The organism is Chelativorans sp., from assembly GCF_031180965.1.
In the GTDB taxonomy this organism is placed as follows: domain Bacteria; phylum Pseudomonadota; class Alphaproteobacteria; order Rhizobiales; family Rhizobiaceae; genus Chelativorans.
In genome coordinates, this window is the sequence record NZ_JAPSLH010000019.1 from 25,075 (window position 1) to 48,581 (window position 23,507).

Annotated in this window: 23 protein-coding genes and 1 tRNA gene; 18 read left to right on the forward strand and 6 right to left on the reverse strand. The window is 65.9% G+C overall.

What is annotated here, in order from left to right; genetic code table 11:
* Window positions 1-12: 12 nt before the first annotated feature.
* Window positions 13-1,044: a serine hydrolase gene (locus RIN79_RS14530; protein ID WP_309085393.1), complete on the reverse strand. Its 1,032-nt coding sequence runs from the start codon at window positions 1,042-1,044 to the stop codon at window positions 13-15.
* A gap of 99 nt (window positions 1,045-1,143) precedes the next feature.
* On the opposite strand from RIN79_RS14530, the gene nagZ reads away from it, so the two are divergent.
* The 11 genes from nagZ to RIN79_RS14585 all read left to right on the forward strand — a co-directional run bounded on the left by nagZ (window position 1,144) and on the right by RIN79_RS14585 (window position 10,757).
* Window positions 1,144-2,163 carry a beta-N-acetylhexosaminidase gene (nagZ, locus tag RIN79_RS14535; RefSeq protein ID WP_309085394.1) on the forward strand — a complete coding sequence of 340 codons (1,020 nt, stop codon included), beginning with the start codon at window positions 1,144-1,146 and terminating at the stop codon, window positions 2,161-2,163.
* A 74-nt stretch (window positions 2,164-2,237) separates the two neighbouring features.
* On the forward strand, window positions 2,238-3,038 hold the full coding sequence (locus RIN79_RS14540; RefSeq protein WP_309085395.1) for a ScpA family protein: 801 nt from the start codon (window positions 2,238-2,240) through the stop codon (window positions 3,036-3,038).
* 29 nt (window positions 3,039-3,067) lie between these two features.
* The gene (gene scpB / locus RIN79_RS14545) at window positions 3,068-3,766 is read left to right on the forward strand and encodes an SMC-Scp complex subunit ScpB (RefSeq protein WP_375165940.1); all 699 of its coding nucleotides are present in this window, start codon (window positions 3,068-3,070) and stop codon (window positions 3,764-3,766) included.
* Window positions 3,767-3,843: 77 nt separating this feature from the next.
* Window positions 3,844-4,947 carry an ABC transporter ATP-binding protein gene (locus RIN79_RS14550; protein WP_309085397.1) on the forward strand — a complete coding sequence of 368 codons (1,104 nt, stop codon included), beginning with the start codon at window positions 3,844-3,846 and terminating at the stop codon, window positions 4,945-4,947.
* 39 nt (window positions 4,948-4,986) lie between these two features.
* Window positions 4,987-5,202 (forward strand): twin-arginine translocase TatA/TatE family subunit, encoded by a 216-nt coding sequence (locus RIN79_RS14555; protein ID WP_309085398.1) that lies wholly within the window; start codon window positions 4,987-4,989, stop codon window positions 5,200-5,202.
* Window positions 5,203-5,239: 37 nt separating this feature from the next.
* Window positions 5,240-5,803 carry a Sec-independent protein translocase protein TatB gene (gene tatB / locus RIN79_RS14560; RefSeq protein WP_309085399.1) on the forward strand — a complete coding sequence of 188 codons (564 nt, stop codon included), beginning with the start codon at window positions 5,240-5,242 and terminating at the stop codon, window positions 5,801-5,803.
* Window positions 5,800-6,669 (forward strand): twin-arginine translocase subunit TatC, encoded by an 870-nt coding sequence (gene tatC / locus RIN79_RS14565; protein ID WP_309085400.1) that lies wholly within the window; start codon window positions 5,800-5,802, stop codon window positions 6,667-6,669. Before tatB ends, tatC begins: the two co-directional genes overlap by 4 nt.
* A gap of 60 nt (window positions 6,670-6,729) precedes the next feature.
* Window positions 6,730-8,028: a serine--tRNA ligase gene (serS, locus tag RIN79_RS14570; protein WP_309085401.1), complete on the forward strand. Its 1,299-nt coding sequence runs from the start codon at window positions 6,730-6,732 to the stop codon at window positions 8,026-8,028.
* Window position 8,029: 1 nt separating this feature from the next.
* Window positions 8,030-8,788, forward strand: a complete 759-nt coding sequence (surE, locus tag RIN79_RS14575) for a 5'/3'-nucleotidase SurE (RefSeq protein ID WP_309085402.1) — start codon at window positions 8,030-8,032, stop codon at window positions 8,786-8,788.
* Window positions 8,785-9,435, forward strand: coding sequence for a protein-L-isoaspartate(D-aspartate) O-methyltransferase (locus RIN79_RS14580; protein WP_309085403.1), 651 nt, complete (start codon window positions 8,785-8,787; stop codon window positions 9,433-9,435). The genes surE and RIN79_RS14580 overlap by 4 nt, the downstream gene beginning before the upstream one ends.
* Window positions 9,436-9,554: 119 nt before the next feature.
* Window positions 9,555-10,757 carry a M23 family metallopeptidase gene (locus RIN79_RS14585; RefSeq protein WP_309085404.1) on the forward strand — a complete coding sequence of 401 codons (1,203 nt, stop codon included), beginning with the start codon at window positions 9,555-9,557 and terminating at the stop codon, window positions 10,755-10,757.
* A 46-nt stretch (window positions 10,758-10,803) separates the two neighbouring features.
* Here the strand turns inward: RIN79_RS14585 and RIN79_RS14590 are convergent, their stop codons facing one another.
* Window positions 10,804-11,682, reverse strand: a complete 879-nt coding sequence (locus RIN79_RS14590) for an ATP-binding protein (protein ID WP_309085405.1) — start codon at window positions 11,680-11,682, stop codon at window positions 10,804-10,806.
* Between the two features lie 195 nt (window positions 11,683-11,877).
* Between RIN79_RS14590 and yajC the strand changes: the two genes are divergently transcribed.
* The 5 genes from yajC (at window position 11,878) to RIN79_RS14615 (ending at window position 17,909) form a co-directional block, all read left to right on the forward strand.
* Entirely contained in the window at window positions 11,878-12,216 is a 339-nt protein-coding gene (yajC, locus tag RIN79_RS14595; RefSeq protein ID WP_309085406.1) for a preprotein translocase subunit YajC, read from the forward strand.
* Between the two features lie 51 nt (window positions 12,217-12,267).
* A complete protein-coding gene (gene secDF / locus RIN79_RS14600; protein WP_309085407.1) occupies window positions 12,268-14,823 on the forward strand; it encodes a protein translocase subunit SecDF in 2,556 nt (851 codons plus the stop codon).
* Window positions 14,820-15,206 carry an Mth938-like domain-containing protein gene (locus tag RIN79_RS14605; RefSeq protein ID WP_309085408.1) on the forward strand — a complete coding sequence of 129 codons (387 nt, stop codon included), beginning with the start codon at window positions 14,820-14,822 and terminating at the stop codon, window positions 15,204-15,206. The genes secDF and RIN79_RS14605 overlap by 4 nt, the downstream gene beginning before the upstream one ends.
* A gap of 1 nt (window position 15,207) precedes the next feature.
* Complete coding sequence (locus RIN79_RS14610; RefSeq protein WP_309085409.1) at window positions 15,208-16,053, forward strand: phytoene/squalene synthase family protein; 846 nt, start codon at window positions 15,208-15,210, stop codon at window positions 16,051-16,053.
* A gap of 98 nt (window positions 16,054-16,151) precedes the next feature.
* Window positions 16,152-17,909: a DUF4153 domain-containing protein gene (locus RIN79_RS14615; protein ID WP_309085410.1), complete on the forward strand. Its 1,758-nt coding sequence runs from the start codon at window positions 16,152-16,154 to the stop codon at window positions 17,907-17,909.
* Window position 17,910: 1 nt separating this feature from the next.
* On the opposite strand, the gene trmFO is transcribed toward RIN79_RS14615, so the two are convergent.
* Together trmFO and RIN79_RS14625 are read right to left on the reverse strand one after the other, a co-directional pair.
* On the reverse strand, window positions 17,911-19,317 hold the full coding sequence (trmFO, locus tag RIN79_RS14620) for a methylenetetrahydrofolate--tRNA-(uracil(54)-C(5))-methyltransferase (FADH(2)-oxidizing) TrmFO (RefSeq protein WP_309085411.1): 1,407 nt from the start codon (window positions 19,315-19,317) through the stop codon (window positions 17,911-17,913).
* 204 nt (window positions 19,318-19,521) lie between these two features.
* Window positions 19,522-19,662 carry a DUF1127 domain-containing protein gene (locus RIN79_RS14625; protein ID WP_309085412.1) on the reverse strand — a complete coding sequence of 47 codons (141 nt, stop codon included), beginning with the start codon at window positions 19,660-19,662 and terminating at the stop codon, window positions 19,522-19,524.
* Window positions 19,663-19,984: 322 nt separating this feature from the next.
* Here RIN79_RS14625 and RIN79_RS14630 point away from each other — a divergent pair.
* A tRNA-Leu gene (locus RIN79_RS14630) sits at window positions 19,985-20,069 on the forward strand.
* Window positions 20,070-20,153: 84 nt separating this feature from the next.
* Window positions 20,154-21,581 carry a trigger factor gene (gene tig / locus RIN79_RS14635; RefSeq protein WP_309085413.1) on the forward strand — a complete coding sequence of 476 codons (1,428 nt, stop codon included), beginning with the start codon at window positions 20,154-20,156 and terminating at the stop codon, window positions 21,579-21,581.
* A gap of 49 nt (window positions 21,582-21,630) precedes the next feature.
* Here tig and RIN79_RS14640 read toward each other — a convergent pair whose 3' ends face one another.
* A complete protein-coding gene (locus RIN79_RS14640) occupies window positions 21,631-22,896 on the reverse strand; it encodes a peptidoglycan DD-metalloendopeptidase family protein (protein ID WP_309085414.1) in 1,266 nt (421 codons plus the stop codon).
* A 106-nt stretch (window positions 22,897-23,002) separates the two neighbouring features.
* Window positions 23,003-23,485 (reverse strand): peroxiredoxin, encoded by a 483-nt coding sequence (locus tag RIN79_RS14645; protein ID WP_309085415.1) that lies wholly within the window; start codon window positions 23,483-23,485, stop codon window positions 23,003-23,005.
* Window positions 23,486-23,507: the final 22 nt, after the last annotated feature.

A 23,507-nucleotide genomic window follows, 5' to 3' on the forward strand; every position in this document is an offset into this window, starting at 1 on the left:
GGCTGCGACCGGCTATCCCACCTGCACGGCGCGGATGATACCTTCCATGAGGTCGTGCAGATCATCGCGGTGGCCGCTGCGCGCGGAAGGCTGGTCCTCCGCGGATGTCATCACGACGGTGAGGCCGAGGCCGGGCACGATATAGATCATCTGGCCGCCATAGCCCCAGGCATAGTTCACCCGATGGCCCGCCATTTCGTCGAGAAACCAGCCATAGCCGTAGCGGCCGTCGTGGAAGACCGAGCGCGTGCGCGGCACCCAGGATTCCTCCACCCACTCCTCCGGGACGACTTGCCGGTCGCCGACCCTGCCGCCGTTGCGGTAGAGCTCGCCGAAGGCCAGCATGGATTTCGGCGACATCGCCATCTGATTGCCACCGAGATAGATCCCCTGGGGATCGCGCTCCCAGCCGGCGATGGCGAAACCTTCGAGGGGCGCCAGCCACTCCCGCGCGAGGTCGAGGGTCGAGCGCCCGGTCTGGCGCGTGAGGATCGCCGAGAGCAGATGCGTGTTGCCGGTCGAATAGAGCATGCCGCCGCCGGGCTCGCCGGCAAATGGCTGGGCGAGCGCCGCGCGGACCCAGTCCCGGCTCGACACCCACCGGCCGTAGTTGGCGCCCGAGGTCCGGCCGAGCCCGGCCTGCATCGACAGCAGGTTGCCGATGGTGATGTCGTTGATGCGCGGATCGGCGTCCTCCGGCAGCTTGTCGCGCAGGAGCGGCGCGATCTTTTGCTCGGGGCCTTCCAGCACGCCCTTGTCGATGGCAATGCCGATCAGGGCGGAGATGATCGATTTCGACGCCGACTTGATGTTGGTGGGCTCGTCGGTGGAATGGCCGCGAAAACCCCCCTCGACCAGGACCTTGCCGTCGCGGGCGACGATCAGCGTTTCGAGCGGCTCCAGCCGCTCCGCCTGATCCACGACGGCGTCCAGCGAGATTGCGGATTGCGGTGCTTCGGCGGCCCTCCTCAGCTGCGCCAGCGCAGGTGTGGCGGGAGGGAGGGCGAGGGCGAAGGACAAGGCGGCTGCGAGTATCTTTCTCATGAGCGCTAAGATAATGGCACTCGTGGCAATCCCAAGGCCGCTTGCGATGGGTGAATACGCGGAGGTGCCTTGCGCCGCGCATCCGGCTATGCTCCGGCCATGAGCGAATCAAAAGCAATGATCCTCGGTGCCGCCGGCACACGGCTCACCGCGGACGAAAAGGCCCTTTATCGCGACGAGCGGCCCTGGGGCTTCATCCTCTTTGCGCGCAACATTTCCGAGGAAGGGCAGGTGCGCGACCTGATCGCGGCGATGCGCGACAGCGTCGGCCGGCCGGATGCGCCCGTATTCGTCGATCAGGAGGGCGGCCGCGTGCAGCGGCTGCGCCCGCCGCTAGCGCCGAACTATCCTCACGCCGCGGCGCTCGGCGCGCTCTACGCGCAGGATCCGGCGGCGGGCCTGCGCGCCGCCTGGCTGATGTCGCGGCTGCACGCTTTCGACCTGGCGCGGCTGGGCTTTTCCGCCGATTGCCTGCCGGTGCTGGACGTGCCGGTGCCCGGCGCTCATGACGTGATCGGCAACCGCGCCTATGGGCAGGACCCGCAGGCGGTGGCCGCGCTCGGCCGCGCGGCGGCCGAAGGGCTGATGGCGGGCGGCATCCTTCCCGTCATGAAGCATGTGCCGGGCCATGGGCGGGCAGGGGCCGACAGCCACCTCTTGCTGCCGCGCGTGGACGCTTCGCTGGAGGAATTGCGGGCGCGCGACTTCGTGCCCTTCAAGGCGCTTGCCGGCCTTCCGATGGCGATGACCGCGCATGTCGTCTATGCCGCCCTCGATCCCGACAATCCATCCACCACCTCGGCCCGCGTGATCGAACAAATCATCCGCGGCGAGATCGGCTTCGACGGGCTCCTGATGAGCGACGACGTCTCCATGAAGGCGCTTTCTGGGGATTTCGGCACGCGGGCGCAGGCAATCCTTGCGGCGGGCTGCGATCTTATCCTTCACTGCAACGGCGTCATGGACGAGATGCGTGCGGTCGCCCAACGAACGCCGGAATTAGCGGGCAGGGCTGCGGCGCGGGCTGAAAGAGCGCTGGCGGCGCGCCATGTGGCCGACCGCACGGAAGAGACGGCGGCGCGCGCGGAGTTCGATCGCTTTTTCCAGGCTGTGGCCTGAAGACAATAAGGACGGGCGGATTGGCCGAGGCGGTACAGCAGCAGGCGGCGGGGAAAGCGGGAAAACCCATCCCGATGGACAAGTTGTGGGCCGAGGATGCGCCGGAACGCGGCGTCTCCGAGCCTGTGCTTGCCGTCGATGTCGACGGGTTCGAGGGCCCGCTCGACCTGCTGCTTCATCTCGCCCGCAACCAGAAGGTCGATCTGGCACGCATCTCCGTGCTCGCCCTTGCCGAACAGTATCTGCAGTTCATCGAGCGCGTAAGGCAGATGCGGCTCGAGCTTGCTGCCGACTATCTCGTGATGGCGGCCTGGCTCGCCTATCTCAAATCGCGGCTGCTCATCCCCAAGCAGCGCGGCGACGAGGAGCCGACCGGCGAGGAAATGGCGGCCATCCTGCAATTTCGCCTGAAGCGGCTGGAGGCGATGCGGGACGCCGCCGCGCGGCTGGTCAACCGCAACCGGCTCGGACGGGACGTCTTTGCCCGCGGCATGCCGGAGCCGGTGGTGATCGAGCGCAAGAGCGCCTTTTCGGCGACGCTCTACGACCTGCTCACCGCCTATGCCAGCCAGCGGCAGCGGCGCGCCGTCACCAATGTGCAGATCGCCAAGCGCGGCGTCTGGTCGCTGAAGCAGGCGCGCGACATCCTCACCCGGCTGGTCGGCGAACTGCCGGACTGGACCACGCTGGATCGCTTCCTGATCACCTATCTCGCACGGCCGGAAGAGCGCGCGACGGCGATCGCCAGCACCTTTGCGGCCTCCCTGGAGCTCGTGCGAGAGGGGGCGCTGGAGATACGGCAGCAGGAGCCCTTCGCGCCAATCTATGTGCGCGGAGGGCAGAAGCGGCCCGAAACAACAGAGACGGTACCATGACCGAATCCGCCAATGTCATTCCCTTCGTCATGGAGGACGGCAGGCCGGAAGAGGGGAGCCGCGGCCCCTCCGGATTTCCCTTTGCCGAGGCGAAGCGCATGGCCGAAGCGCTGGTCTTCGCGAGCGCCGCGCCGGTCTCCTCCAAGGCACTTGCCGAAAGGCTGCCCGACGGCGTCGACATCGCCGCCGTCATGGAGGAACTGCGGCGCGACTATGCCCGGCGCGGGGTCAACCTGGTGCGGGTGGAGGATTCCTGGGCCTTCCGGACGGCAGGTGATCTCGCCTTCCTGTTGAGCCGCGATGCCGTGCAGCAGAAGAAGCTGTCGCGCGCCGCGCTCGAGATGCTCGCCGTGATCGCCTACCACCAGCCCGTCACCCGCGCCGAGATCGAGGAGATCCGCGGGGTCGAGACCTCGAAGGGCACGCTCGACCTGCTGCTCGAGACCGGCTGGGTGAAGATCCGCGGCCGGCGCCGCGCACCAGGCCGCCCGGTGACCTATGGCACGACGACGGAATTCCTGGATCATTTCGGGCTGGAGGAGCTGCGCGACCTACCCGGCATGGACGAGCTCAAGGGCGCAGGCCTCCTTTCGCCGCGCATGCCGTCCAACTTTTCCATGCCGCAGCCGCCGGCCGACTCCGATACGCTGGCGCCGGACGAGGACGCGCTGACCGACATAGACCTCGAGGAGCTCGGATTGTTGACACCGCGCGTCGAGGGTGATTGACGGCGCTGTGCGCGATGACCAGCGCCTGAGAACAGGCCGCTGGCCAGCTTTCGGCGCGAGCCCGGAGTTTGCGTGATATGAGCGAGGCAGTCGAAAAACCGGCACGCGTCACGGCCGGAGTAACCTTCGCCGCGCGCCTCACCTTCGAGCGAATCAGCCACCGCTTCACGCCCGACCGGGCGACGCTCGACGAGGTGACCCTTTCGGCGGAGCCTGGCGAGGTGCTGTGCCTTCTGGGGCCGTCCGGCTCCGGCAAGACCACACTTCTGCGGATCGCCGCCGGCATCGAGAGCCAGACTGCCGGACGCGTGCTCCTCAACGACCGGGAAATCGCCGGACCGAATGTCTTCCTGCCGCCGGAGGAACGCTCAATAGGCCTGGTGTTCCAGGATTTCGCTCTGTTCCCGCACCTCACGATCCTGGAAAATGTCCGTTTCGGACTCACCGCGCTTTCCCGCGACGAGGCCAAGCGCGAGGCGATGATCGCGCTCACCCGCGTCGGGCTCGAGCGCCACGCCTCGGCCTATCCGCATGTGCTTTCGGGCGGCGAGCAGCAGCGCGTCGCGCTTGCCCGTGCGCTCGCGCCGCGCCCGGCCGTGCTTCTGATGGACGAGCCCTTTTCCGGCCTCGATTCACGGCTAAAGGACAGCGTGCGCGCAGAAACGCTCGCCATTTTGCGTCAGAGCCGGGCGACGGCGATCGTCGTTACCCATGACGCGGAGGAGGCGATGCGCATGGGCGACCGCATCGCGCTCTTGCAGGGCGGGCGGCTGGTGCAGGCAGGCACCGCGGAGGAGCTCTACCTTAGACCGGCGGACCTTTTCGTCGCCGGCTTCTTCTCCGAGCTCAACCTGTTCGACACCCGCGTGGCCAACGGGATAGCGGACACCCCTGTCGGCCGCTTCGCGGCGCCCGGGCGGATGGACGGCGACGCGGTGACAGTGGCGGTGCGGCTGGCCGGCTTGGAAGTGGCGGAAACGCCCGGATCCGTGGAGGCGAGGGTGGTGTCGCGCCGCTTCCTCGGTGTCGCGGAACTTCTGGAGCTGGGCGTGCCGGGGGCGGAGGAGCATGTGCGGGCGCGCATACGCGCAGGCTCGCTTCCGCCGGGGGCGCGCGACATATGGCTCAATGTTCGCCCGGACGACGTTCTAGTGTTTGAAAGACGGCGCGAAACCGCATAAATCAGGTAACGACCTCGCAATCAGGCAAAGAGATCAACTATGGGTTCCTTCTCGATCTGGCACTGGCTCATCGTGCTCGTGGTGGTGCTGCTTCTGTTCGGCCGCGGCAAAATCCCCGAGCTGATGGGCGACATGGCCAAGGGCATCAAGAATTTCCGCAAGGGAATGACGGACGAGGCCGACGAGGCCAAGACGGTGGAGCACCGCGCCGACGAGCCGGTCGCCGACGTCAAGCAGAAGGCGAGCAAGTCCTAAGCCCTCCGCGCTTCCGGCTTCTTCGGAATAAAAGACGATGCTCGAGCTCGGCTGGTCCGAAATTCTTGTCATTGCGATCGTGCTGATCGTCGTGGTCGGGCCCAAGGACCTGCCGCGCGTTCTGCGCAGCTTTGGCCGCACGACGGCGAAGATGCGGACCATGGCCGGCGATTTCCGCCGCCAGTTCGACGAGGCGCTGCGCGAGGCGGAACTGGAAGACGTGAAAGGACTGGCGCAGGACCTGAAGAAATTTGATCCGCGCTCGGAGATCAGGAAGCATCTGACCCCGTTGGAGCAGGCGGGCAGGGACATACAGAGCGGGTTGAATGAGGCTGCAAGGCCGAAGCCGCTCGCCGACAGCACGCCGGCGGCCGATCCGGTCCCCGCAGAGCCGCTGAAGAACGGCGCGGCCAACCTGCCGGGCGAAGCGCCTGCGGCCGTCGCCGCCGCCCCGGCCGTTTCGGCACCCGCGCCCGATCCGGCGCGTAAAGCCGCGGCAAGACCGGCAGCGGCGAAGAAGGGTTCCCCCGCCAGGACGGCAGCAAAGGTTGCGGAAAAGCCCGCTCCGCGCCGGAAGAAGACAGCAGGAACCGCCCCGTGAGCGCCGCGGAAGATGACGAGGTGGAAAAGTCCTCGGCGCCGCTCATCGAGCACCTGATCGAGCTGCGCTCGCGCCTGATCTGGGCGATCGGCGCGTTTTTCATCGCCTTCCTCATCTGCTTCTTCTTCGCCAAGGAAATCTTTAATTTCCTCGTGGTGCCCTTCCAGTGGGCGAGCCGCTGGGCGGGGCTCAATTCCGAGCAGGTCGACCTGATTTACACGGCGCCGCAGGAATTCTTCTTCACCCAGATCAAGCTTGCGATGTTCGGCGGGCTGGTGCTCGCCTTCCCGATGATCGCCATGCAGGTCTACAAATTCGTGGCGCCGGGGCTTTACCGCAACGAGCGGCGGGCATTCCTGCCCTTCCTCATCGCCTCACCCATCTTGTTCCTTATCGGCGGGGCGCTCGTCTATTTCTTCTTCACGCCCATGGTGATGTGGTTCTTCCTGTCCATGCAGCAGGTGGGGCCGGACGCCGAGGTCCAGATCTCACTATTGCCGCGCGTGTCGGAGTATCTCGGGCTCATCATGACCCTGATCCTGTCCTTCGGGCTGGTCTTCCAGCTGCCCGTCGTGACGACGCTGATGGCGCGTGTGGGCCTTCTGTCCTCGCACGCGCTGGTCGACAAGCGCAAGGTGGCCATCGTGGCGGCCTTCGTGGTGGCGGCCGTGCTGACGCCGCCGGACCCGATCAGCCAGATCGGTCTTGCGCTTCCAACCATCCTTCTCTACGAGGTCTCCATCTGGAGCGCCCGGATGGTGGAGCGCAAACGCGAGGAAGAACGGCGGGCAGCCGAGGCGGCGGAAGCCGCTGAAAAGGACGCGCCGGCTCCCGCGGATGCCGGGACGAACGCAGGCCCGGCCTGATCTCCTCGGCTTGAGCTTCCTTTCAGGGCGTCGAAGTCTTTCCATGCCCGGACCCTAGCCATGCTCGACATCAGATGGATTCGCGACAATCCCGAAGCCCTTGTGCTTGCGTTGAAAAAGCGCGGCCAGGACGAGGGGGAGGCGCGATCCGCAGTCGAGGCTGTGATTTCCGCCGACGAGGCGCGGCGCACGCATCTGACCCAGCTCCAGGAGGCGCAGGAGCGCCGCAATGCCGCCTCGAAGGAGATCGGCAATGCCATGGGCGCGGGCGACAAGGCGACGGCCGAAAGGCTGAAGGCCGAAGTGGCCGAACTCAAGGGCTTCATCCAGGACGGCGAGGCCAAGGAGCGCGAGCTCGACGAGACGTTGCGCGATCTCCTGGCGCGCCTTCCCAACACGCCGCTCGACGACGTGCCGGTGGGCGCGGACGAGAGCGGCAATGTGGAAGTCCGCAAGGTGGGGGAAGCCAAGTTGCCCAACTGGGCCAGGGAGCATTTCGAAATCGGCGAGGCGCTCGGCGTCATGGATTTCGAACGCGCCGCAAAGCTTTCCGGCGCGCGCTTCACCGTGCTTTCCGGCCAGCTCGCGCGGCTGGAACGCGCACTCGGCCAGTTCATGCTCGACCTGCACACGACCGAGCACGGCTACACAGAAGTGCAGCCGCCACTGATCGTCCGAGAAGAGGTGCTCTTCGGGACGGGACAGCTGCCGAAATTCGAGGAGGACCAGTTCCGCACCACGGATGGCCGCTGGCTCATCCCTACCGCCGAGGTGCCGCTCACCAATCTGGTGCGCGAGGAAATCCTCGATGCGGAAAAACTGCCGCTGCGCTTCACTGCGCTCACCCCATGCTTCCGCTCGGAGGCAGGGTCGGCGGGCCGCGACACGCGCGGCATGCTGCGCCAGCACCAGTTCTACAAGGTGGAGCTGGTGTCGATCACCAATGCGGAGAGCTCGCTCGAGGAGCACGAGCGCATGACGGCCTGCGCCGAGGAGGTCCTGAAGCGGCTCGGCCTACCTTTCCGCACCGTGGTGCTGTGCACCGGCGACATGGGTTTCGGCGCGCAGAAGACCTACGACATCGAGGTCTGGCTGCCGGGCCAGAAGGCCTATCGCGAGATCTCCTCCTGCTCGGTCTGCGGCGATTTCCAGGCCCGCCGCATGAATGCGCGCTACCGCGCTGCTGGCGAGAAGCAGCCGCGCTTCGTCCATACGCTCAACGGCTCGGGCGTGGCGGTCGGCCGGGCGCTGATCGCCGTGATAGAGAACTACCAGGAGGAGGACGGCAGCATTAGCATTCCCGAAATCCTGCAGCCCTATATGGGCGGGCTGAAGAGAATAGAAGCGGTGAGAGGCTAGCGTGCGCATTCTTCTGACCAATGACGACGGCATCCATGCCGAGGGGCTGGCCGTACTGGAGCGCATCGCAAGGACGCTTTCCGGCGATGTTTGGGTGGTGGCGCCGGAGACCGATCAGTCGGGCTTCGCCCATTCGCTCTCGCTGTCCGAGCCGCTCCGGATGCGCAAGATTGACGACCGCCACTACGCGCTGCGCGGCACGCCGACCGACTGCGTGATCATGGGCGTGCGCAAGGTGATGGATGCGCCGCCCGACCTCATCCTTTCCGGCGTCAACAACGGCACCAATATCGCTGACGACGTCACCTATTCCGGCACGGTGGCCGGCGCCATGGAGGGCACGCTGCTCGGCATCCGCTCCATCGCGTTCAGCCAGGACTACGATTTCACCGACGACGTGCGCACGATCCCCTGGGAGACCACCGAGGCCCTGGGGCCGGCGCTCCTGAAGAAATTGGCCGCAACCGAGCTGCCGCAGGGCGTCTTCCTCAATGTGAATTTCCCCCGCTGCGCGCCCGAGAAGGTGAAGGGGACCATGGTGACCTCGCAGGGGAAGCTGGTGCACGGGCTCTGGATCGATGAGCGGCGCGACGGCCGGGGCTTCCCCTATTTCTGGCTGCGCTTCGGCCGCAAGGAATCGGAGGTGCGCGAGGGGACCGACCAGGCCGCAATCCGCGACGGCTATGTCTCGGTGACGCCGCTCCATCTGGACCTCACCGCGCATGAAGTGCGCGAACGGCTGGCGAAGGCCCTTGCATGAGCCTTGGTGAGGAGGAGCGCGAGGGCTTCGCCGCCTTCATGCTTCGCATGCGCGCGCGCGGCATCGGCTCGAAGGAGCTTTTCGCCGCCATGGAGGCGACGCCGCGGGCAAGCTTCGTGCCGGCGGAGTGGCAGAAATGGGTCTGGTCCAATCGGACCGTGCCGATCGAATGCGGCGAGACACTGGAGCCCTGCGACCTGCACGGCGCCGTCCTCCACTGGCTCGACCTCAAGCCCGGCGTGCGCGTCCTCGAGATCGGCACCGGGTCCGGATACACTTCTGCCGTCATGGCCCGCATGGCCGAGCGCGTGCTGACGCTGGACCGCTACAAGCGGCTCTGCGAACAGGCCCGCCTCCGCCACGAAGCCTTCGGCCTGTCCAATATCATCGTCCGGCAGGCGGACGGGCTTGAAGGGGCGCCCGAGGGACCCTTCGACCGGATCGTCGTCTGGGCCGCCTTCGAGGAACTGCCCCGCCGCTTCGTCGACTTCCTTGCGAGCGGAGGCGTCATGATCGCGCCGCTCGGGCCGCCGGAAGACGAGCAGACCATGGTCCGGTTCACCAAGATCGGCAGCCGCTTCGAACGGATGGACCTTGAAGCGGTGCGCCTGCAGCCGCTGACGAAGGGCGTAGCGCTCGCCCTCTGACCCGCCGGCCGCGTTAAATTTCCCGCCCGTTCCAGAGCTTAACCGCCCAGTAAGATTAACAGGCTCTAATGGGCGGGAATAATAATCAGGAATGCGCGGGTAGCCTCATGTTTATGGGAATGACGCAACGGCACAGGGCATCGCTGGCGAGGGGCGCAGCGGTTCTCCTGATTGGCGGGCTGGCGGCCGGTTGCAGCGCCGCAAACCTGACCGACGGCCTGGCCACGGGCTCGACGGCGCCCGTGACCGTCGCGCAGGCGAATCAGCCCTATCCCGGGGACCAGCGGGTGGTGCGGCCAAAGGCGGATGTGGGCGGCGGCGGGATCCTGCGCAGATTCGCGCCGGCATCCTCGCTTCCAGCGCCATCCGCGCCGAGCTATACGGCCCCGGTCAGCAGCGCTCCCGTACCAAGCGTCTCCTCCTCGCCGCTGCCGGCGCCGGGCAGCGCCCAGCCTTCGGCGGCCGCATCGTCGGCGCCAATCGCTCCCGCACCGGTGGCCTCCGCTCCGAAGCCGCAGCCGGCAAGCCAGAGCCACGCCGCCGCCTCTTCGTCCGCCGGCACCTATACGGTCGCCTCGGGCGATACGCTCTACGGCATTGCACGCAGGACCGGCGCAAGCGTCACCGCCATCAAGCAGGCGAACGCGCTTCCCGCCGACGGCTCGATCCGCATCGGGCAGCGTCTCACCATACCCGGAGCGGCCACCCTCGCATCCGCGACACCCGCGAAGAAGGCCGCCGACCCGGTAACGACCGGTACGGCCGTGCGGCCCTCCAGCAAGCCGGCCGCGCCGAAAACAACCACGGTTGCCGCGACCGCCAAGCCGACACCGGCGGCCGAGGAGGCGCCGAAGGTCGCCGCCTATACGCCGCCAACCGAATCGCGGCCGAAGGCAGTCGAGGCGGTGGACCAGACGGAGGTCGCCGCGGTCGCGCCCGAATCTACCGGCGTGGGGCGCCTGCGCTGGCCGGCGCAGGGGCGCGTCGTCAGCAATTTCGGCAGCAATGGCGGACGCCGCAGCGACGGCATCGACATCGCCGTACCCGAGGGTACGCCGATCCATGCGGCTGAGAATGGCGTCGTCATCTATGCGGGCGACGGCCTGAAGGGCTTCGGCAACACGGTGCTGGTGCGCCATGAGGACGGTCTCGTCACCGTCTACGGCCACGCTTCGGAGGTGAAGGTCAAGCGCGGCGAGAAGGTGCGGCGCGGGCAGGAGATCGCCACATCCGGCATGACGGGCGACGCCGACCGGCCGAAGCTCCACTTCGAGGTCCGCAAGGGCACGAATCCGGTCGACCCGATGACCTATCTTCGCTGAGGCGCGACCAAGCTTTGCAGAGGCGCGACGGGTGATTCCGCCGCGCTTATGCCTTCAGCGCCTGCCCCAGGCGGCCGGCCAGATCCTGGACGAACTGCCAGGCGACGCGACCCGAACGGCTGCCGCGCGTCGTCGCCCATTCCAGCGCTTCCGCCCGCAGCGTCTCCGGATCGACGCGCAGATCGTGATATCCGACATAGCCCTCGATCATGGCGAGATATTCGTCCTGCGAGCATTTATGAAAACCGAGCCATAGGCCAAAACGGTCCGACAGCGAAACCTTCTCCTCCACCGCTTCGGACGGATTGATGGCGGTGGAGCGTTCGTTCTCGATCATGTCGCGCGGCAGGAGATGGCGGCGGTTGGAGGTGGCGTAGAGAATCACATTCTCCGGCCGGCCCTCGACGCCGCCCTCAAGCGCGGCCTTCAGCGACTTGTACGACGTGTCGTCGTGGTCGAAGGACAGGTCGTCACAGAAGAGGATGAAGCGGTGGGGCGCCGGCCGCAGCAGGCCCATCAGCCTTGGCAGGCTCTCGATGTCCTCCCGGTGGATCTCCACCAGCTTCAGCGCGGGTTCCGCAGCCTTGCCGGCGCGATTGATCTGGGCATGCACCGCCTTCACGAGCGACGACTTGCCCATGCCGCGAGCGCCCCAAAGGAGGGCATTGTTGGCGGGCAGGCCTGCGGCAAAGCGGCGCGTGTTGTCGAGCAGGATGTCGCGCACGCGATCAACGCCCTTGATGAGCGCAAGGTCGACGCGGTTGACGCGCGCCACCGGCAGCAAGCATCCGGTCTCCGCCTGCCACACGAAGCACTCCGCCGCGTCGAAACGCGGCTCCGGCGGCGGGGGCGGGGCCATGCGCGAGACGGCTTCGATCAACCGGTCGAGCTTTTCGTTCAGCGCTTCGATCGCCTTGTCCGCCATTGCCGTCACACCTAGAAGAGGAGTACCGTACGGTACGGTTCTCCCACAGGTACCAGGGATTTGCAAGCCGGCGAGCGGGCACGGATGCCAAAGCGCGACCGAGTTTCGCGGGCGGTTGCAAAGAAGGGGCGAACATCTATATTCCGCGCAGTTTTTTCCGGCTGGCGCGTCAGCCTTCCACCTCAGGAGTTCTTCATGTTTGTGACACCGGCATATGCCCAGGGGGGGGCGGGCGCACCGGACATGCTGGTCAGCATTCTGCCCTTTGTGCTGATCTTCGTGATCATGTATTTTCTCATTATCCGGCCGCAGCGCCAGCAGATGAAGAAGCGAGCCGAGATGCTTGCGAATGTGCGCCGCGGAGATACGGTCGTGACCGGTGGCGGCCTCGTCGGCAAGGTGACCAAGGTCATCAACGACCAGGAGCTCGAGATCGACCTTGGCGGCGGTACAAAGGTGACGGCCGTCCGTGCCATGCTGGCTGATGTGCGCGTGAAGGGCGAACCGGCTCCGGCGGAGAAGGCTGCCAAATAGCGCATCAAGCGCATCCGCGGCCGGGGCGGCGGCCTGAACACAAGAGATACGATGCTACACTTCTCTCGCCTGCAGACCTTTTTCATCTGGCTCATCGTCGCCCTCGGTGTCGCCTATGCGGCCCCCAACGTCGTCCCGCAATCCTGGCTCTCCTCGCTACCCTATTGGGCGCCCTCGCGGCCCATGACGCTCGGCCTCGATCTGCAGGGCGGCTCGCATATCCTCCTGCAGATCGACCGCAACCAGCTCATCAACGAACGTCTGACGAGCGCCAGGGACGACGTGCGCCGGCTCCTGCGCGACCAGCGCATCGGCTATACGGGGCTGTCGAGCTCAGGACATTTCGTCCAGGTGCGCATCCGCGACGCGGGGCAGGTGGAAGCCGCCCGGCAGGCGCTGAGCGAGCTCACGCAGCCCGTGGCGGGCGGCCTGCTCGGCACAACCGCTGTCAGCGAGTTCGAGTTTGCCGAGCCGGAGCCCGGGCTCCTGCGCTTGACGCTCACGGATGAGGGCATCAACTACCGGCTTTCCACCGCGCTTGCACAGTCGATCGAGGTGGTGAGCCGGCGCGTCAACGAACTGGGCACGACCGAGCCCATCATCCAGCGCCAGGGCGAAGACCGCATCCTGGTGCAGGTGCCCGGCCTGCAGGATCCGCAGCGGCTGAAGGACATTCTCGGCACGACGGCCAAGCTGACCTTCCAGATGGTCGATCAGTCGGTGCCGGTGCAGGAGGCGATCAACGGCCGCGCGCCACCCGGAACAAGGGTGCTCTATTCGCGCGACGATCCCCCCGTCCCCTATCTGATCGAGGATCGGGTGATCGTCTCCGGCGAGAACCTCGTGGACGCGCAGGCCGGCTTCGACCAGATGACCAACGAGCCGGTCGTCACCTTCCGCTTCGACACGAGGGGCGCCACCCGCTTCGGCCAGGCGACGCAGCAGAATGTCGGGCGCCTCTTCGCCATCATCCTGGACGACCGGGTCGTGTCCGCCCCGCAGATAAGGGAACCGATCCTCGGCGGCACCGGGCAGATATCCGGAAACTTCACCATCCAGACGGCGAACGACCTTGCCGTGCTGCTGCGCGCCGGCGCGCTTCCGGCCAATCTGAACATCGTCGAGGAGCGCACCGTCGGGCCGAGCCTCGGCGCCGATTCCATCGCGGCGGGGCAGTTCGCCTCGATCATCGCCGCGATCCTCGTCTTCGCCTTCATGATCGCGGCCTACGGCAAGCTCGGGCTTATCGCCAATATCGCGCTGGCGGCAAACGTCATCCTGATCATCGCCGTGCTGTCCGTGCTGGGGGCCACGCTGACGCTCCCGGGCATCGCGGGCATCGTGCTCACCATGGGCATGGCGGTCGATTCCAACGTCATCATCTTCGAGCGCGTGCGCGAGGAGAGGCGGCAGGGACGGTCCCTGGTGCAGTCGCTCGATTCGGGCTTCCAGCGCGCCTTATCGACGGTCGTGGACGCCAATCTGACGACGCTCATTGCCGCGATCATCCTGTTCTATCTCGGCTCGGGCCCCGTGCGCGGCTTCGCCGTGACGCTTGCGGTCGGCATCATCACCACCGTGTTCACGGCCTATACGCTGACGCGCTGGATGATCGCCGTGTGGCTGCGCCACTCCCGCCCGACCAATCTGCCAGCCGGGATGGTGCAGTACCTGCCCGAGCAGCCCGCGATCAGCTTTATGCGCATGCGGCGCTATGCCTTTGTGATATCGGCCGCGGCGTCCATTGCGGCGATCGCCTCCTTCTTCACCGTGGAGATGAATTACGGCATCGATTTCCGCGGCGGCTCGTCGATCGAGGTGCGCGCAAAGGACGGCGCTGCCGACGTGGGCGATGTCCGCTCCAGGCTGGAGAACCTCGATCTCGGCGAAATCCAGGTGCAGGAATTCGGCAGTCCGTCCGAGCTTCTGATCCGCATCGGCGCGCAGAAGGACGGCGGAGACGCTGCCGAGCAGGCGGTGGTGAACGATGTCCGCTCGGCGCTCGAGGCGGACTACGAGTTCCGCCGCGTCGAGATCGTCGGCCCGACCATCTCCTCCGAGCTTGCACGGGCGGGCACCATCGCCGTCATCGTCTCCATGCTGGCGATGCTGATCTATATCTGGTTCCGCTTCGAGTGGCAGTTCGCCGTCGGCGCCATCGCCTCGACGTTGCATGACGTGATCATGATGGTCGGCTTCTTCGTCTGGTTCCAGATAGAGTTCAACCTGACCTCCATCGCGGCAATTCTCACCGTGGTCGGCTATTCGATCAACGACACGGTGGTCGTGTATGACCGCGTGCGCGAGAACTTGCGCAAATTCAAGAAGATGCCGATCGAGCAGCTGCTCGACTTGTCGATGAACGAGACGCTGTCGCGGACCATCCTGACGGGTCTGACGACCCTGTTCGCCCTGTTCGCCCTCTATCTGTGGGGCGGCGAGGTGCTCGCGTCCTTCACCATTGCCATGATCTTCGGTGTCCTCATCGGCACCTACTCGTCGATCTTCGTGGCCGGACCCCTGCTCATCCTGTTTCGGCTGCGCAGCCCGGCCGCTGCGGGCGCTGGCGAGGCGCAGGGCGTCGGCCAGCTGCCGGCCAAGGGATGACGGGCATGGAGATACGCGCGGCCCATTTTCCCGGCCGCGCCCCGATCGACGCCTATGGCAATGGCGGCTTCCGCTTCGCCGACATGTCGCATCGCGGGTCGCTGCTCTGCCTGCCCTCGGGCATCTACGGCTGGGAGCCGCGGGATGCGGCCATGCTGGCGGAGGAGGATTTCGTCCGGCCGATCGAAGAGGCCGGGCGGATACAGATCCTCCTGGTGGGAACCGGATCGTCGCTAAAAATCTTACCGGTTCAGCTGCGCAAGGCGCTGAGGGAGGCCGGAATGGCGGTCGAGACCATGTCCACCGGAGCGGCGGTGCGGACCTTCAACGTGCTCCTGGCGGAAGAACGGGCGGTCGCCGCCGCGCTGATCGCCGTCGACTGAGATGGCGCCCGCCGAGTCCGAGGCGGCGCAGATCGTCCGCCAAGCGGACCCGGACCGCTATCTTTCGGCACTCTATGCGCCGGCGGAAAAGCGCGGCGCAATATTCGCGCTTTACGCCTTCAACGCGGAGATCGCTGCGGTGCGCGACCGGGTGAGCCAGCCGCTCACCGGAGAGATGCGCCTGCAATGGTGGCGTGACACGCTGGCGAATGCTCACAATCCCGCCGCGATGGGCGAGTCGCCGCTTGCGGCGGCTCTGCTCGATACGATCCGCGCGTATCGACTCCCCGTCGAAACCTTGCAGGACATGCTGGAAGCGCGGATCTTCGACCTTTACGACGACCCGATGCCGAGCCGGACCGATCTCGAGGGCTATTGCGGCGAGACGGCCTCGGCGCTCATCCAGCTTTCCGCGCTGGTGCTCGACGCGGAGGCGGCGGCGCGGACGGCGGCTCTCGCCGGCCATGCCGGCTGCGCGCAGGCGATCACCGGGCTCTTGCGCCTGCTTCCGATCCATCGTCGACGCGGCCAATGCTATATCCCGCTCGACCTCCTGCAGGCCGTGGGAACGAGCCCGGATGCGCTGCTCTCCGGCGCCGACGCCGCCGGAGCCACGCGCGCCATAGCGGCGATGGCCGCCTTGGCACGCGAACATCTCAACGCCTTCAGGCAGGGGGCAGGGAAAATTCCCGCGCCGCTGCGCGCTGCCTATCTGCCGCTCGCCCTGACGGAGGCATATCTCGACCGCATCCAGTCCGGTGCGATCGATCCTCTGGAAGAGAGCGCGGCGCTGGCTGGCCCGCGCCGCCACTGGCTGCTCCTCAAGCACGCACTGCGCGGCTGGTAAACCCAGGCGAAAATCCGACGAGCGGCGGCGCCGCATTTCCGCCGCGCTGCTTTGTCCACTAAAGTATGCTCATGGTGTTCGAGCTTCGGAGATTCGCCATGTCGGTGCTGGCCGGGAAGACTGCGGACAAAGGCTGGCGCAGCGTCATCCTGGAAATGGTGACCGGCTTGCGCGCCGCTGTTCTGCGCTTTCCAGTGCCGACGCTCTTCGTGGCCGCCGCCACCATCCAGGCCAATCTGGTCATTCTGGGTATCGGCCTCCTCACCGGGGATCGGCAGCCGGGCGCCTCCGACGAGATACTGGCATTCAGCTTCCAGTGCGGCGCGCTTGCCGCGCTTGCGGCGGCGCTGTTCGGCGAGGCGCGGGGCCTCGCGCCGGCGCTGCGCTCGGCCATGGCACTTGCCGCAGGCATCACAGCGACCGCGGCGCTTGCCTTCCCGCGCACCTTTCTCGCCACCGAGTGGACGCTTCTGCCGGCCCTGGCTGGTCTCGTGCTTGTCGCCCCGTTCATATTGCGCGGCTCGAGCGGCTCGTTCTGGATGTTTTCGGCGCGCGTGGCTTTTGCCGCGATTCTGGGAATCCTGGCCCTGCTCCTCTTCGCCGGCGGGATTTCCGCGATCCTCGCCAGCCTAACGGTGCTGTTCGGCCTCACCGTTCCTGAGGAACTCTACCAGCATGTCTGGGCCTCGACCGGTCTTTTCGCCGCGCCGCTCTTTGCCCTCGGCCAGTTCCCGCGCGAGTTCGACGAGCAGCCAAGCCACGCCATGGCCGGTTTCATGGACCGAGGGATGCGCGCTCTGGGCGATTTCGTCGCCGCGCCGCTACTCATCGTCTACGCGGTCATCCTGCATCTTTACGCGCTGAAGATCGTGTTCACTGGAGAAGTGCCGGAGGGCCAGATCGGCTGGCTCGTGCTCGTCTATGGCTTGTGCATCTTCGGCGCGCTGCTGGTGATCAATCCGTTCTTCGACCATGCGCGCGCGCCGACCCGGCTGTTCCTGCGGCTGTGGCCCTTCTTCCTGCCGATCCCGCTGGTGCTACTCTTTTACGCGCTGGCGGTGCGGGTGAGCGCCTACGGCATAACGCCGGAGCGCTACCTGCTCGGTCTTTTCGGCCTGGTGATCGCTGCCATCCTCCTCGTGCAGCTCTGGCCGCGCCTGCGCGGCGACATCCGGGTGATCGCCGCGGTTCCGGCGGCCGCGCTCCTCTTTGCGAGCTTCGGGCCGCAGGGGGCGCTCGGCGTATCGCTGGCCAGCCAGACCGGCCGCTTTCTCGCCATCGTGCAAAATCCGCCCGTGGAGGGGAAACGCCACGACGAGGCGCTTTCGGCGCTGCAGTTCCTGGAGAGCCAGCAGGCGCTCGCGCGCGTGGCCCCGGCGGGAGCAGACGCATCCGACCAAACTTACGAGGCGATCGCCCGCGCCTGGGGGCTCGATCCGCACAAGGCGATCGGCGGACCGAGCGGCTTTGCGCTCTCGGAGGGTTCCACGCCGTCCGCCATTGCAGTCACCGGTTTCGACACCGTCGTGCAGAACGTTCAGCTCGGCGTCTCCGCCGACAGGCCGGTTTCGGTGCGCTTGCCTTCGGGCCCTCAGCTTCTCTTCACGCTGGAGCCCGATGCCATCGTCGTCGCCATCGGCGAGGAGCGCACGCGCTTTCCATTGGCAGCAGGCGATATCGAACAGATGACGCGGATCGGCAGCGCGGGCGCTCCCGTCGAGATCCCTCTCGAATCGGGTGGGCGCCGGATCATGGTGCTCCCGTCCTATCTCTATGCAGATGTCGGCGAGGAGCCGCAGATCCAGAACCTGCAGGGAATGATCGCCCTACGATCGCAGGACTGGACGCAGCGCTAGATCACTCGGCTGCGGCGCGGGCGGCGATGCCCAGCCAGCCGCGGCAGTCGGCGAGGGCTCGTGCCGTGATCGCGCGCTTCTTGGCAAGCGTCTTTTCCTTGCCGCGCAGCCGCTTTCCCTCCGCCTTTGGCGCCTCAATGGGTGGGAACAGGCCGAAATTGACGTTCATGGGCTGGAATGAGCGCTTGCCTGGCTCGTCGTCCGACAGGATGTGGCCGCCGGTGATGTGGCCCAAGAGCGCGCCGAAAGCTGTGGTCGGCGGGGGCGGCGCGACGTTCCGTCCCAAGCGCGCGGCGGCGGCGAAACGGCCGGCCAAAAGCCCCATCGCCGCGCTCTCCACATAGCCCTCGCAGCCGGTGATCTGGCCGGCAAAGCGCAGCCCGGGCCGGCTTTTCAGCTGCAGGGTGGAGTCGAGGAGGGCAGGCGAGTTGATATAGGTGTTGCGGTGCAGCCCGCCCAGCCGCGCGAACTCGGCTTTTTCCAGCCCGGGGATCATGCGGAAAATGCGCACCTGCTCGGCATATTTCAGCTTCGTCTGGAATCCGACCATGTTGTAGAGGGTGCCGAGCGCGTTGTCCTGGCGGAGCTGGACGACCGCATAGGGCTTTTCGTCGGGCTTGTGGGCATTGGTGAGGCCCATCGGCTTCATCGGCCCGTGGCGCAGCGTCTCAGGCCCACGCTCGGCCATCACCTCGATCGGCAGGCAGCCGTCGAAATAGGGCGTGCCTTCCCATTCCTTAAAGCTCGTCTTGTCGCCGTCGAGCAGGGCCTGGACGAAGGCCTCGTACTGCGCCTTGTTCATCGGGCAATTGATATAGTCCTTGCCAGTGCCGCCGGGGCCCGCCTTATCGTAGCGGGACTGGAACCAGCAGACATCGATGTCGATCGTGTCGAAATGCACGATGGGCGCGATAGCGTCGAAGAAGGCAAGCGCCTCGGCTCCGGTCGCTGCGCGGATGGCTTCGGCAAGGGAAGGAGCGGTGAGTGCGCCGGTGGCGATGATCGCCTGGTCCCAATCCTCGGGCGGAAGGCCGGCGATCTCCTCGCGGACGACGGTAATCAGCGGGTGCGCCTTGATGGCGCGGGTCACGGCCTCAGAAAATCCTTCGCGGTCGACTGCAAGGGCGCCTCCGGCCGGCACCTGGTTGGCGTCGCCCGCCTGCATGATCAGCGAGCCGGCAAGCCGCATCTCGGCATGCAGGAGGCCGACGGCATTTGTCTCGGCGTCATCGGAGCGGAAGGAATTGGAACAGACGAGCTCGGCAAGGCCGTCGGTCTTGTGAGCGTCCGTGGCCCGGACGGGGCGCATTTCGTGCAGGACGACCGGCACGCCGGCTTCGGCGGCTTGCCAGGCAGCCTCCGAGCCCGCGAGCCCGCCGCCGATCACGTGAATGGGTGCTAGCGTCATGCGCTGGAGATAGGCCCAACCGCGCGCCAATGCAACGCAGGAGTGCGGGGGCGCCGGAAGAGATTCAGCAGAAAAAACAACACCCGCCGGGGGAGGAGGTCCGGCGGGTGTCGTTTTGGTCGACCAGCGATCGGGAGGAGGAGATTGCTGGCCGCTATCCGTCAGGGTTGGGAGGAGGTAACCCTGACGAAACCCTCGTCTACGTTAGACCGACTTGCGGGCCACGTAGGGAATATCGCCGCGGGAGATGCCGAGATCATTGAGCTCGCGGTTCGAAAGGCGGGTCAGCTCGTTAACCGTCTGCCGGTAGCGGCGCCAGTTACGATAATTGCGGATCAGGTTCATTGTCTTGCTCGTTTCGTGTCAGTTCGTTCGTCTGTGTGACCCCTAGATAGTCTCCGTCGCGGCGCGGCGGAAGTGCGAATGTTGCATGGCAGCAATGCGTATTGTGCATTGCACCATAAATCCGCCGCGACCTTGTCCAAATGTGCCGGTTGCCCGCCATCTTGGTTAAGACCGCACCGTGCCGGCACAGGGCAGGGATGCAGCAGAGAACGGCCAAGGGTGCGCCGCTCCGCGCGAAAACGCCTGCTTCGGCAAATTTCCTTTGATAGCCGGGGCCCAGATGATATAGAACCCCGCGCTTTCGGAGGCGCGGGCTTTCGAAGCGGGTGTGGTGGAACTGGTAGACACGCCAGATTTAGGTTCTGGTGGCGAAAGCCGTGGGGGTTCAAGTCCCTCCACCCGCACCAGGCCACCCTCCTGACAAGGGATTTCGGCAGGCTGTGCGGTGAGGCGCCGTCAGGCGGCGCACGAGTGAACACAAAGGTTTGATAATGCAGGTTAGCGAGACTCTAAATTCCGGTCTTAAGCGCGAGATTAAGGTCACCGTGCCGGCCAAGGACATGGAAGCGCGCCTCATGGAGAGGCTGCAGGACGCCAAGAACAAGGTCCGCCTTAAGGGGTTCCGCCCGGGCAAGGTGCCGCTTCAGCACCTGCGCCGGATGTATGGCAAGTCCTTCATGGCCGAGGTGGTGAACGAGATCCTCAACGATTCCTCGCGCAGCATTATCTCCGAGCGCGGCGAAAAGCCGGCCATGCAGCCGGAAATCTCCATGACCGAAGACGAGAAGGAGGCGGAGAAGGTCCTGGCCGGCGCCGCGGATTTCGAGTTCTCGATGTCCTACGAGGTGATTCCGCCCATCGAGATCAAGGACCTTGCCACCATCACGATCACTCGGCCCGTCTATGACGTGCCGGAGGAGGAGGTGGAGGACCAGGTCAAGCGCGTGGCCGATTCCGTCCGCACCTACGAGCCGAAAGAAGGCAAGGCGGGGAAGGGCGACAAGGTCACGCTCGACTATGTCGGCAAGATCGACGGCGAGCCTTTCGAGGGCGGCTCGGCCACGGATTCGGAGGTCGTGATCGGCCATGGCCAGTTCATCCCCGGCTTTGAGGACGAGCTCTCTGGCCTGAAGGCCGGCGACACCAAGACCTTCAAGATCACCTTCCCCGAATCCTATGCCGCTCAGCACCTGGCGGGCAAGGAGGCGGAGTTCGAGGTGACCGTGAAGCAGGTTTCGTCGGCGGAGGAGCTCACAATCGACGACGAACTGGCGAAGAAGCTCGGGCTCGAGTCGGCGGAGAAGCTGCGCGAGATCGTGCGTGGTCAGCTCGAGAGCCAGTACGGGCAGATGACGCGCCAGAAAGCCAAGCGCCAGCTGCTCGACGCGCTGGACGAGGCCTACAAGTTCGAGGCGCCTTCGAAGCTCGTCCAGGCCGAGTTCGACAATATCTGGTCGCAGGTGACGCGCGATCTCCAGACTGCCGGCCGCACCTTCGAGGACGAGGAGACGACCGAGGAGGAGGCGCGCGAGGAGTATCAGCGCCTGGCCGAGCGGCGCGTGCGCCTCGGCCTGGTCCTGGCGCAGATCGGCGAAGAGGCCAATGTTCAGATCTCCGACGATGAGATGCAGCGGGCACTAATCGAGACGATCCGGCGCTACCCCGCGCGTCAACAGCAGGAAATCTACGATTTCTACCGCCAGAACCCGCAGGCGCTTGCTTCGATCCGCGCTCCCCTCTTCGAGGAGAAGGTGGTAGATCATCTGCTCGGGCAGATCGCCGTCACGGACAAGAAGGTGAGCCGCGAGGAGCTTCTGGCCGAAGACGAGGAAGACGGCGAGGAGAAGAAGCCGAAGGAAACCGCAAAGAAGAAGGCTGCTCCGAAGAAGAAAGCGGCCAAGAAAGAGGAAGCCGAGTAGGCTCACCGCTTCTTAAAAGAACCCCCGGCCCGCCCGGGGGTTTTTGCTTTTAAAGCAGTGCGGCGATGCGGCGGCCGACCGAGAGGAATTTCAGCGGGTTCACGGCTCTGCCGTTCTTGCGCACCTCGTAGTGCAGATGTGGGCCGGTGGAGCGGCCGCTGCTGCCGACCCGACCGATGAGTGCTCCGTTTCGGATCTCCTCGCCCTTGCGAACCAGAATCCTGCTCAAATGCGCATAGCGGGTGGTGATGCCGTTGCCGTGATCGACCTCGACCATGCGACCATAGCCGTCGTTCCAGCCGGCCGAGACGACGGTGCCCGCTCCGGCTGCGCGGACGGGAGCGCCTGGCGGGGCGCGGAAATCCATCCCCGAATGGTGTGCCGGCCGGCCGAGTATGGGATCGCGCCGCATACCGAAGCTGCTGGTTACCGCGGCGCCGGGGATCGGATTGGCGACGGGAATGCGCCGCGCCCGCTGCTTCACGTCTTCCAGGCGGTCGAGGGCATCGTCGAGTTCACGCACCCGTTCGTCGAAGGGGAGAGCGTCTCCGCCGGCCAGGAGCGGCCCGCCGACATCCTCTTCGCCATAACCCGAGGCGAGCGTTATGCCGGCATCATGAAGCGCCGCGCTTATCGCGTCGGCGGTTTGATAAGCTTCCTCGGTCAGCGTTCCGATGCGCGTAAGCTGGTTGGACTCCAGGTCGTGGAGCGCCCGGTCGAGCGCGGAGAAAAGCGCTTCGGCGCGTGCCGCCGGTTCCGAAGGCTCGTCTCCCTTCCGAAGCGGCCAAGGGATTTTGGCTGCCGCGAGGCCCGTATAGGCGCTTGCGGTGATAGCGGTCCGGTCAATCTGCGCGTCAGCCCGCACGTCCGGACGCGGCGTTGGAAGGGGGGCGGAGCCGCCGGCCGCCTTCAGCTGTTCGGCGCGTTGCAGGACCGGGTCCAATCGGCTGTGGCGTTCCACCAACTCGTCTTGCTTGCGAAGCAGCTCCGCCACCTTGCGCTGCATCAGCTGCTGTTCCATGGCTTGCCGGCTTGCCATCTGGTCCAGTTGCGCCCTCAGCGTCGCGATGCGGTCCTCGTAGGCCTGCTGCAGGTGCGACTGGCGCGCCATATCGGCTGCGACCAGGTCATCACGCAGCACGAGATAGGCGGTCGCGGCGAAATATCCGATCGTGATGCTCGCAAGGGCGGCGCAGGCGAATAGGGTCATCCATGGCCGGATGGTGAAATAGCGCACATCCTGCCCGCGCGCGAAGATGATGACGGGAAGATCGCCGGACCTGTCGAACGAGCCTGCGCGTTTTCCCAGCTTCACGGAGACTGCCCATTGCTGAAGATTTTCGATGGGCAGACTACACAGTATTAAGCTTAATAAATGCTTTCGCCGGGCTGCGTGCCCGGGTCGCTGTCTGAAAAGCTGGTTATTCTGATCCGCCCTTCAGGGCTTTGGCCGCCTTCAGCACCGCGTCGACATGGCCCTTCAGGCGCACCTTGCGCCAGGCGTCGGCGATGCGTCCATCGGGCGCGATGAGGAATGTGCTGCGCTCGACGCCCATATATTTGCGGCCGAACATGCTCTTTTCCGTCCAGACGCCGTAGGCCTCCACCGCCTTGCGTTCCGGATCGGCCACCAGATCTATGGTGAGGCCATATTTCGATTTGAACTTATCATGGCTCTTCGGGGTGTCCGGCGAGAGGCCGACGACCGGGATGCCTAGTGCGTCGAACTCGTGCTTGCGGGCGGAAAAGTCCATCGCCTGGGTCGTGCAGGTCTCGGTGTCATCCTGCGGGTAGAAGTAGAGAACGACCGGATTTCCGCGCAGACTCGACAACCGGAACGTGCCGCCGCCATCGCGCGGCAGTTCGAAATCGGGCGCCATATCTCCTTTTTCCGGTTTGGCCATTTTCTCACCCCTGTTTGCTGCT

Excerpts from the sequence above, each read along its gene's own strand:
- RIN79_RS14530 (WP_309085393.1), bottom strand. The coding sequence starts at position 1,044 with ATGAGAAAGATACTCGCAGCCGCCTTGTCCTTCGCCCTCGCCCTCCCT.
- nagZ (WP_309085394.1), top strand. The coding sequence starts at position 1,144 with ATGAGCGAATCAAAAGCAATGATCCTCGGTGCCGCCGGCACACGGCTC.
- RIN79_RS14540 (WP_309085395.1), top strand. The coding sequence starts at position 2,238 with ATGGACAAGTTGTGGGCCGAGGATGCGCCGGAACGCGGCGTCTCCGAG.
- scpB (WP_375165940.1), top strand. The coding sequence starts at position 3,068 with ATGGAGGACGGCAGGCCGGAAGAGGGGAGCCGCGGCCCCTCCGGATTT.
- RIN79_RS14550 (WP_309085397.1), top strand. The coding sequence starts at position 3,844 with ATGAGCGAGGCAGTCGAAAAACCGGCACGCGTCACGGCCGGAGTAACC.
- RIN79_RS14555 (WP_309085398.1), top strand. The coding sequence starts at position 4,987 with ATGGGTTCCTTCTCGATCTGGCACTGGCTCATCGTGCTCGTGGTGGTG.
- tatB (WP_309085399.1), top strand. The coding sequence starts at position 5,240 with ATGCTCGAGCTCGGCTGGTCCGAAATTCTTGTCATTGCGATCGTGCTG.
- serS (WP_309085401.1), top strand. The coding sequence starts at position 6,730 with ATGCTCGACATCAGATGGATTCGCGACAATCCCGAAGCCCTTGTGCTT.
- RIN79_RS14580 (WP_309085403.1), top strand. The coding sequence starts at position 8,785 with ATGAGCCTTGGTGAGGAGGAGCGCGAGGGCTTCGCCGCCTTCATGCTT.
- RIN79_RS14585 (WP_309085404.1), top strand. The coding sequence starts at position 9,555 with ATGACGCAACGGCACAGGGCATCGCTGGCGAGGGGCGCAGCGGTTCTC.
- RIN79_RS14590 (WP_309085405.1), bottom strand. The coding sequence starts at position 11,682 with ATGGCGGACAAGGCGATCGAAGCGCTGAACGAAAAGCTCGACCGGTTG.
- yajC (WP_309085406.1), top strand. The coding sequence starts at position 11,878 with ATGTTTGTGACACCGGCATATGCCCAGGGGGGGGCGGGCGCACCGGAC.
- secDF (WP_309085407.1), top strand. The coding sequence starts at position 12,268 with ATGCTACACTTCTCTCGCCTGCAGACCTTTTTCATCTGGCTCATCGTC.
- RIN79_RS14605 (WP_309085408.1), top strand. The coding sequence starts at position 14,820 with ATGACGGGCATGGAGATACGCGCGGCCCATTTTCCCGGCCGCGCCCCG.
- RIN79_RS14610 (WP_309085409.1), top strand. The coding sequence starts at position 15,208 with ATGGCGCCCGCCGAGTCCGAGGCGGCGCAGATCGTCCGCCAAGCGGAC.
- RIN79_RS14615 (WP_309085410.1), top strand. The coding sequence starts at position 16,152 with ATGTCGGTGCTGGCCGGGAAGACTGCGGACAAAGGCTGGCGCAGCGTC.
- trmFO (WP_309085411.1), bottom strand. The coding sequence starts at position 19,317 with ATGACGCTAGCACCCATTCACGTGATCGGCGGCGGGCTCGCGGGCTCG.
- RIN79_RS14625 (WP_309085412.1), bottom strand. The coding sequence starts at position 19,662 with ATGAACCTGATCCGCAATTATCGTAACTGGCGCCGCTACCGGCAGACG.
- tig (WP_309085413.1), top strand. The coding sequence starts at position 20,154 with ATGCAGGTTAGCGAGACTCTAAATTCCGGTCTTAAGCGCGAGATTAAG.
- RIN79_RS14645 (WP_309085415.1), bottom strand. The coding sequence starts at position 23,485 with ATGGCCAAACCGGAAAAAGGAGATATGGCGCCCGATTTCGAACTGCCG.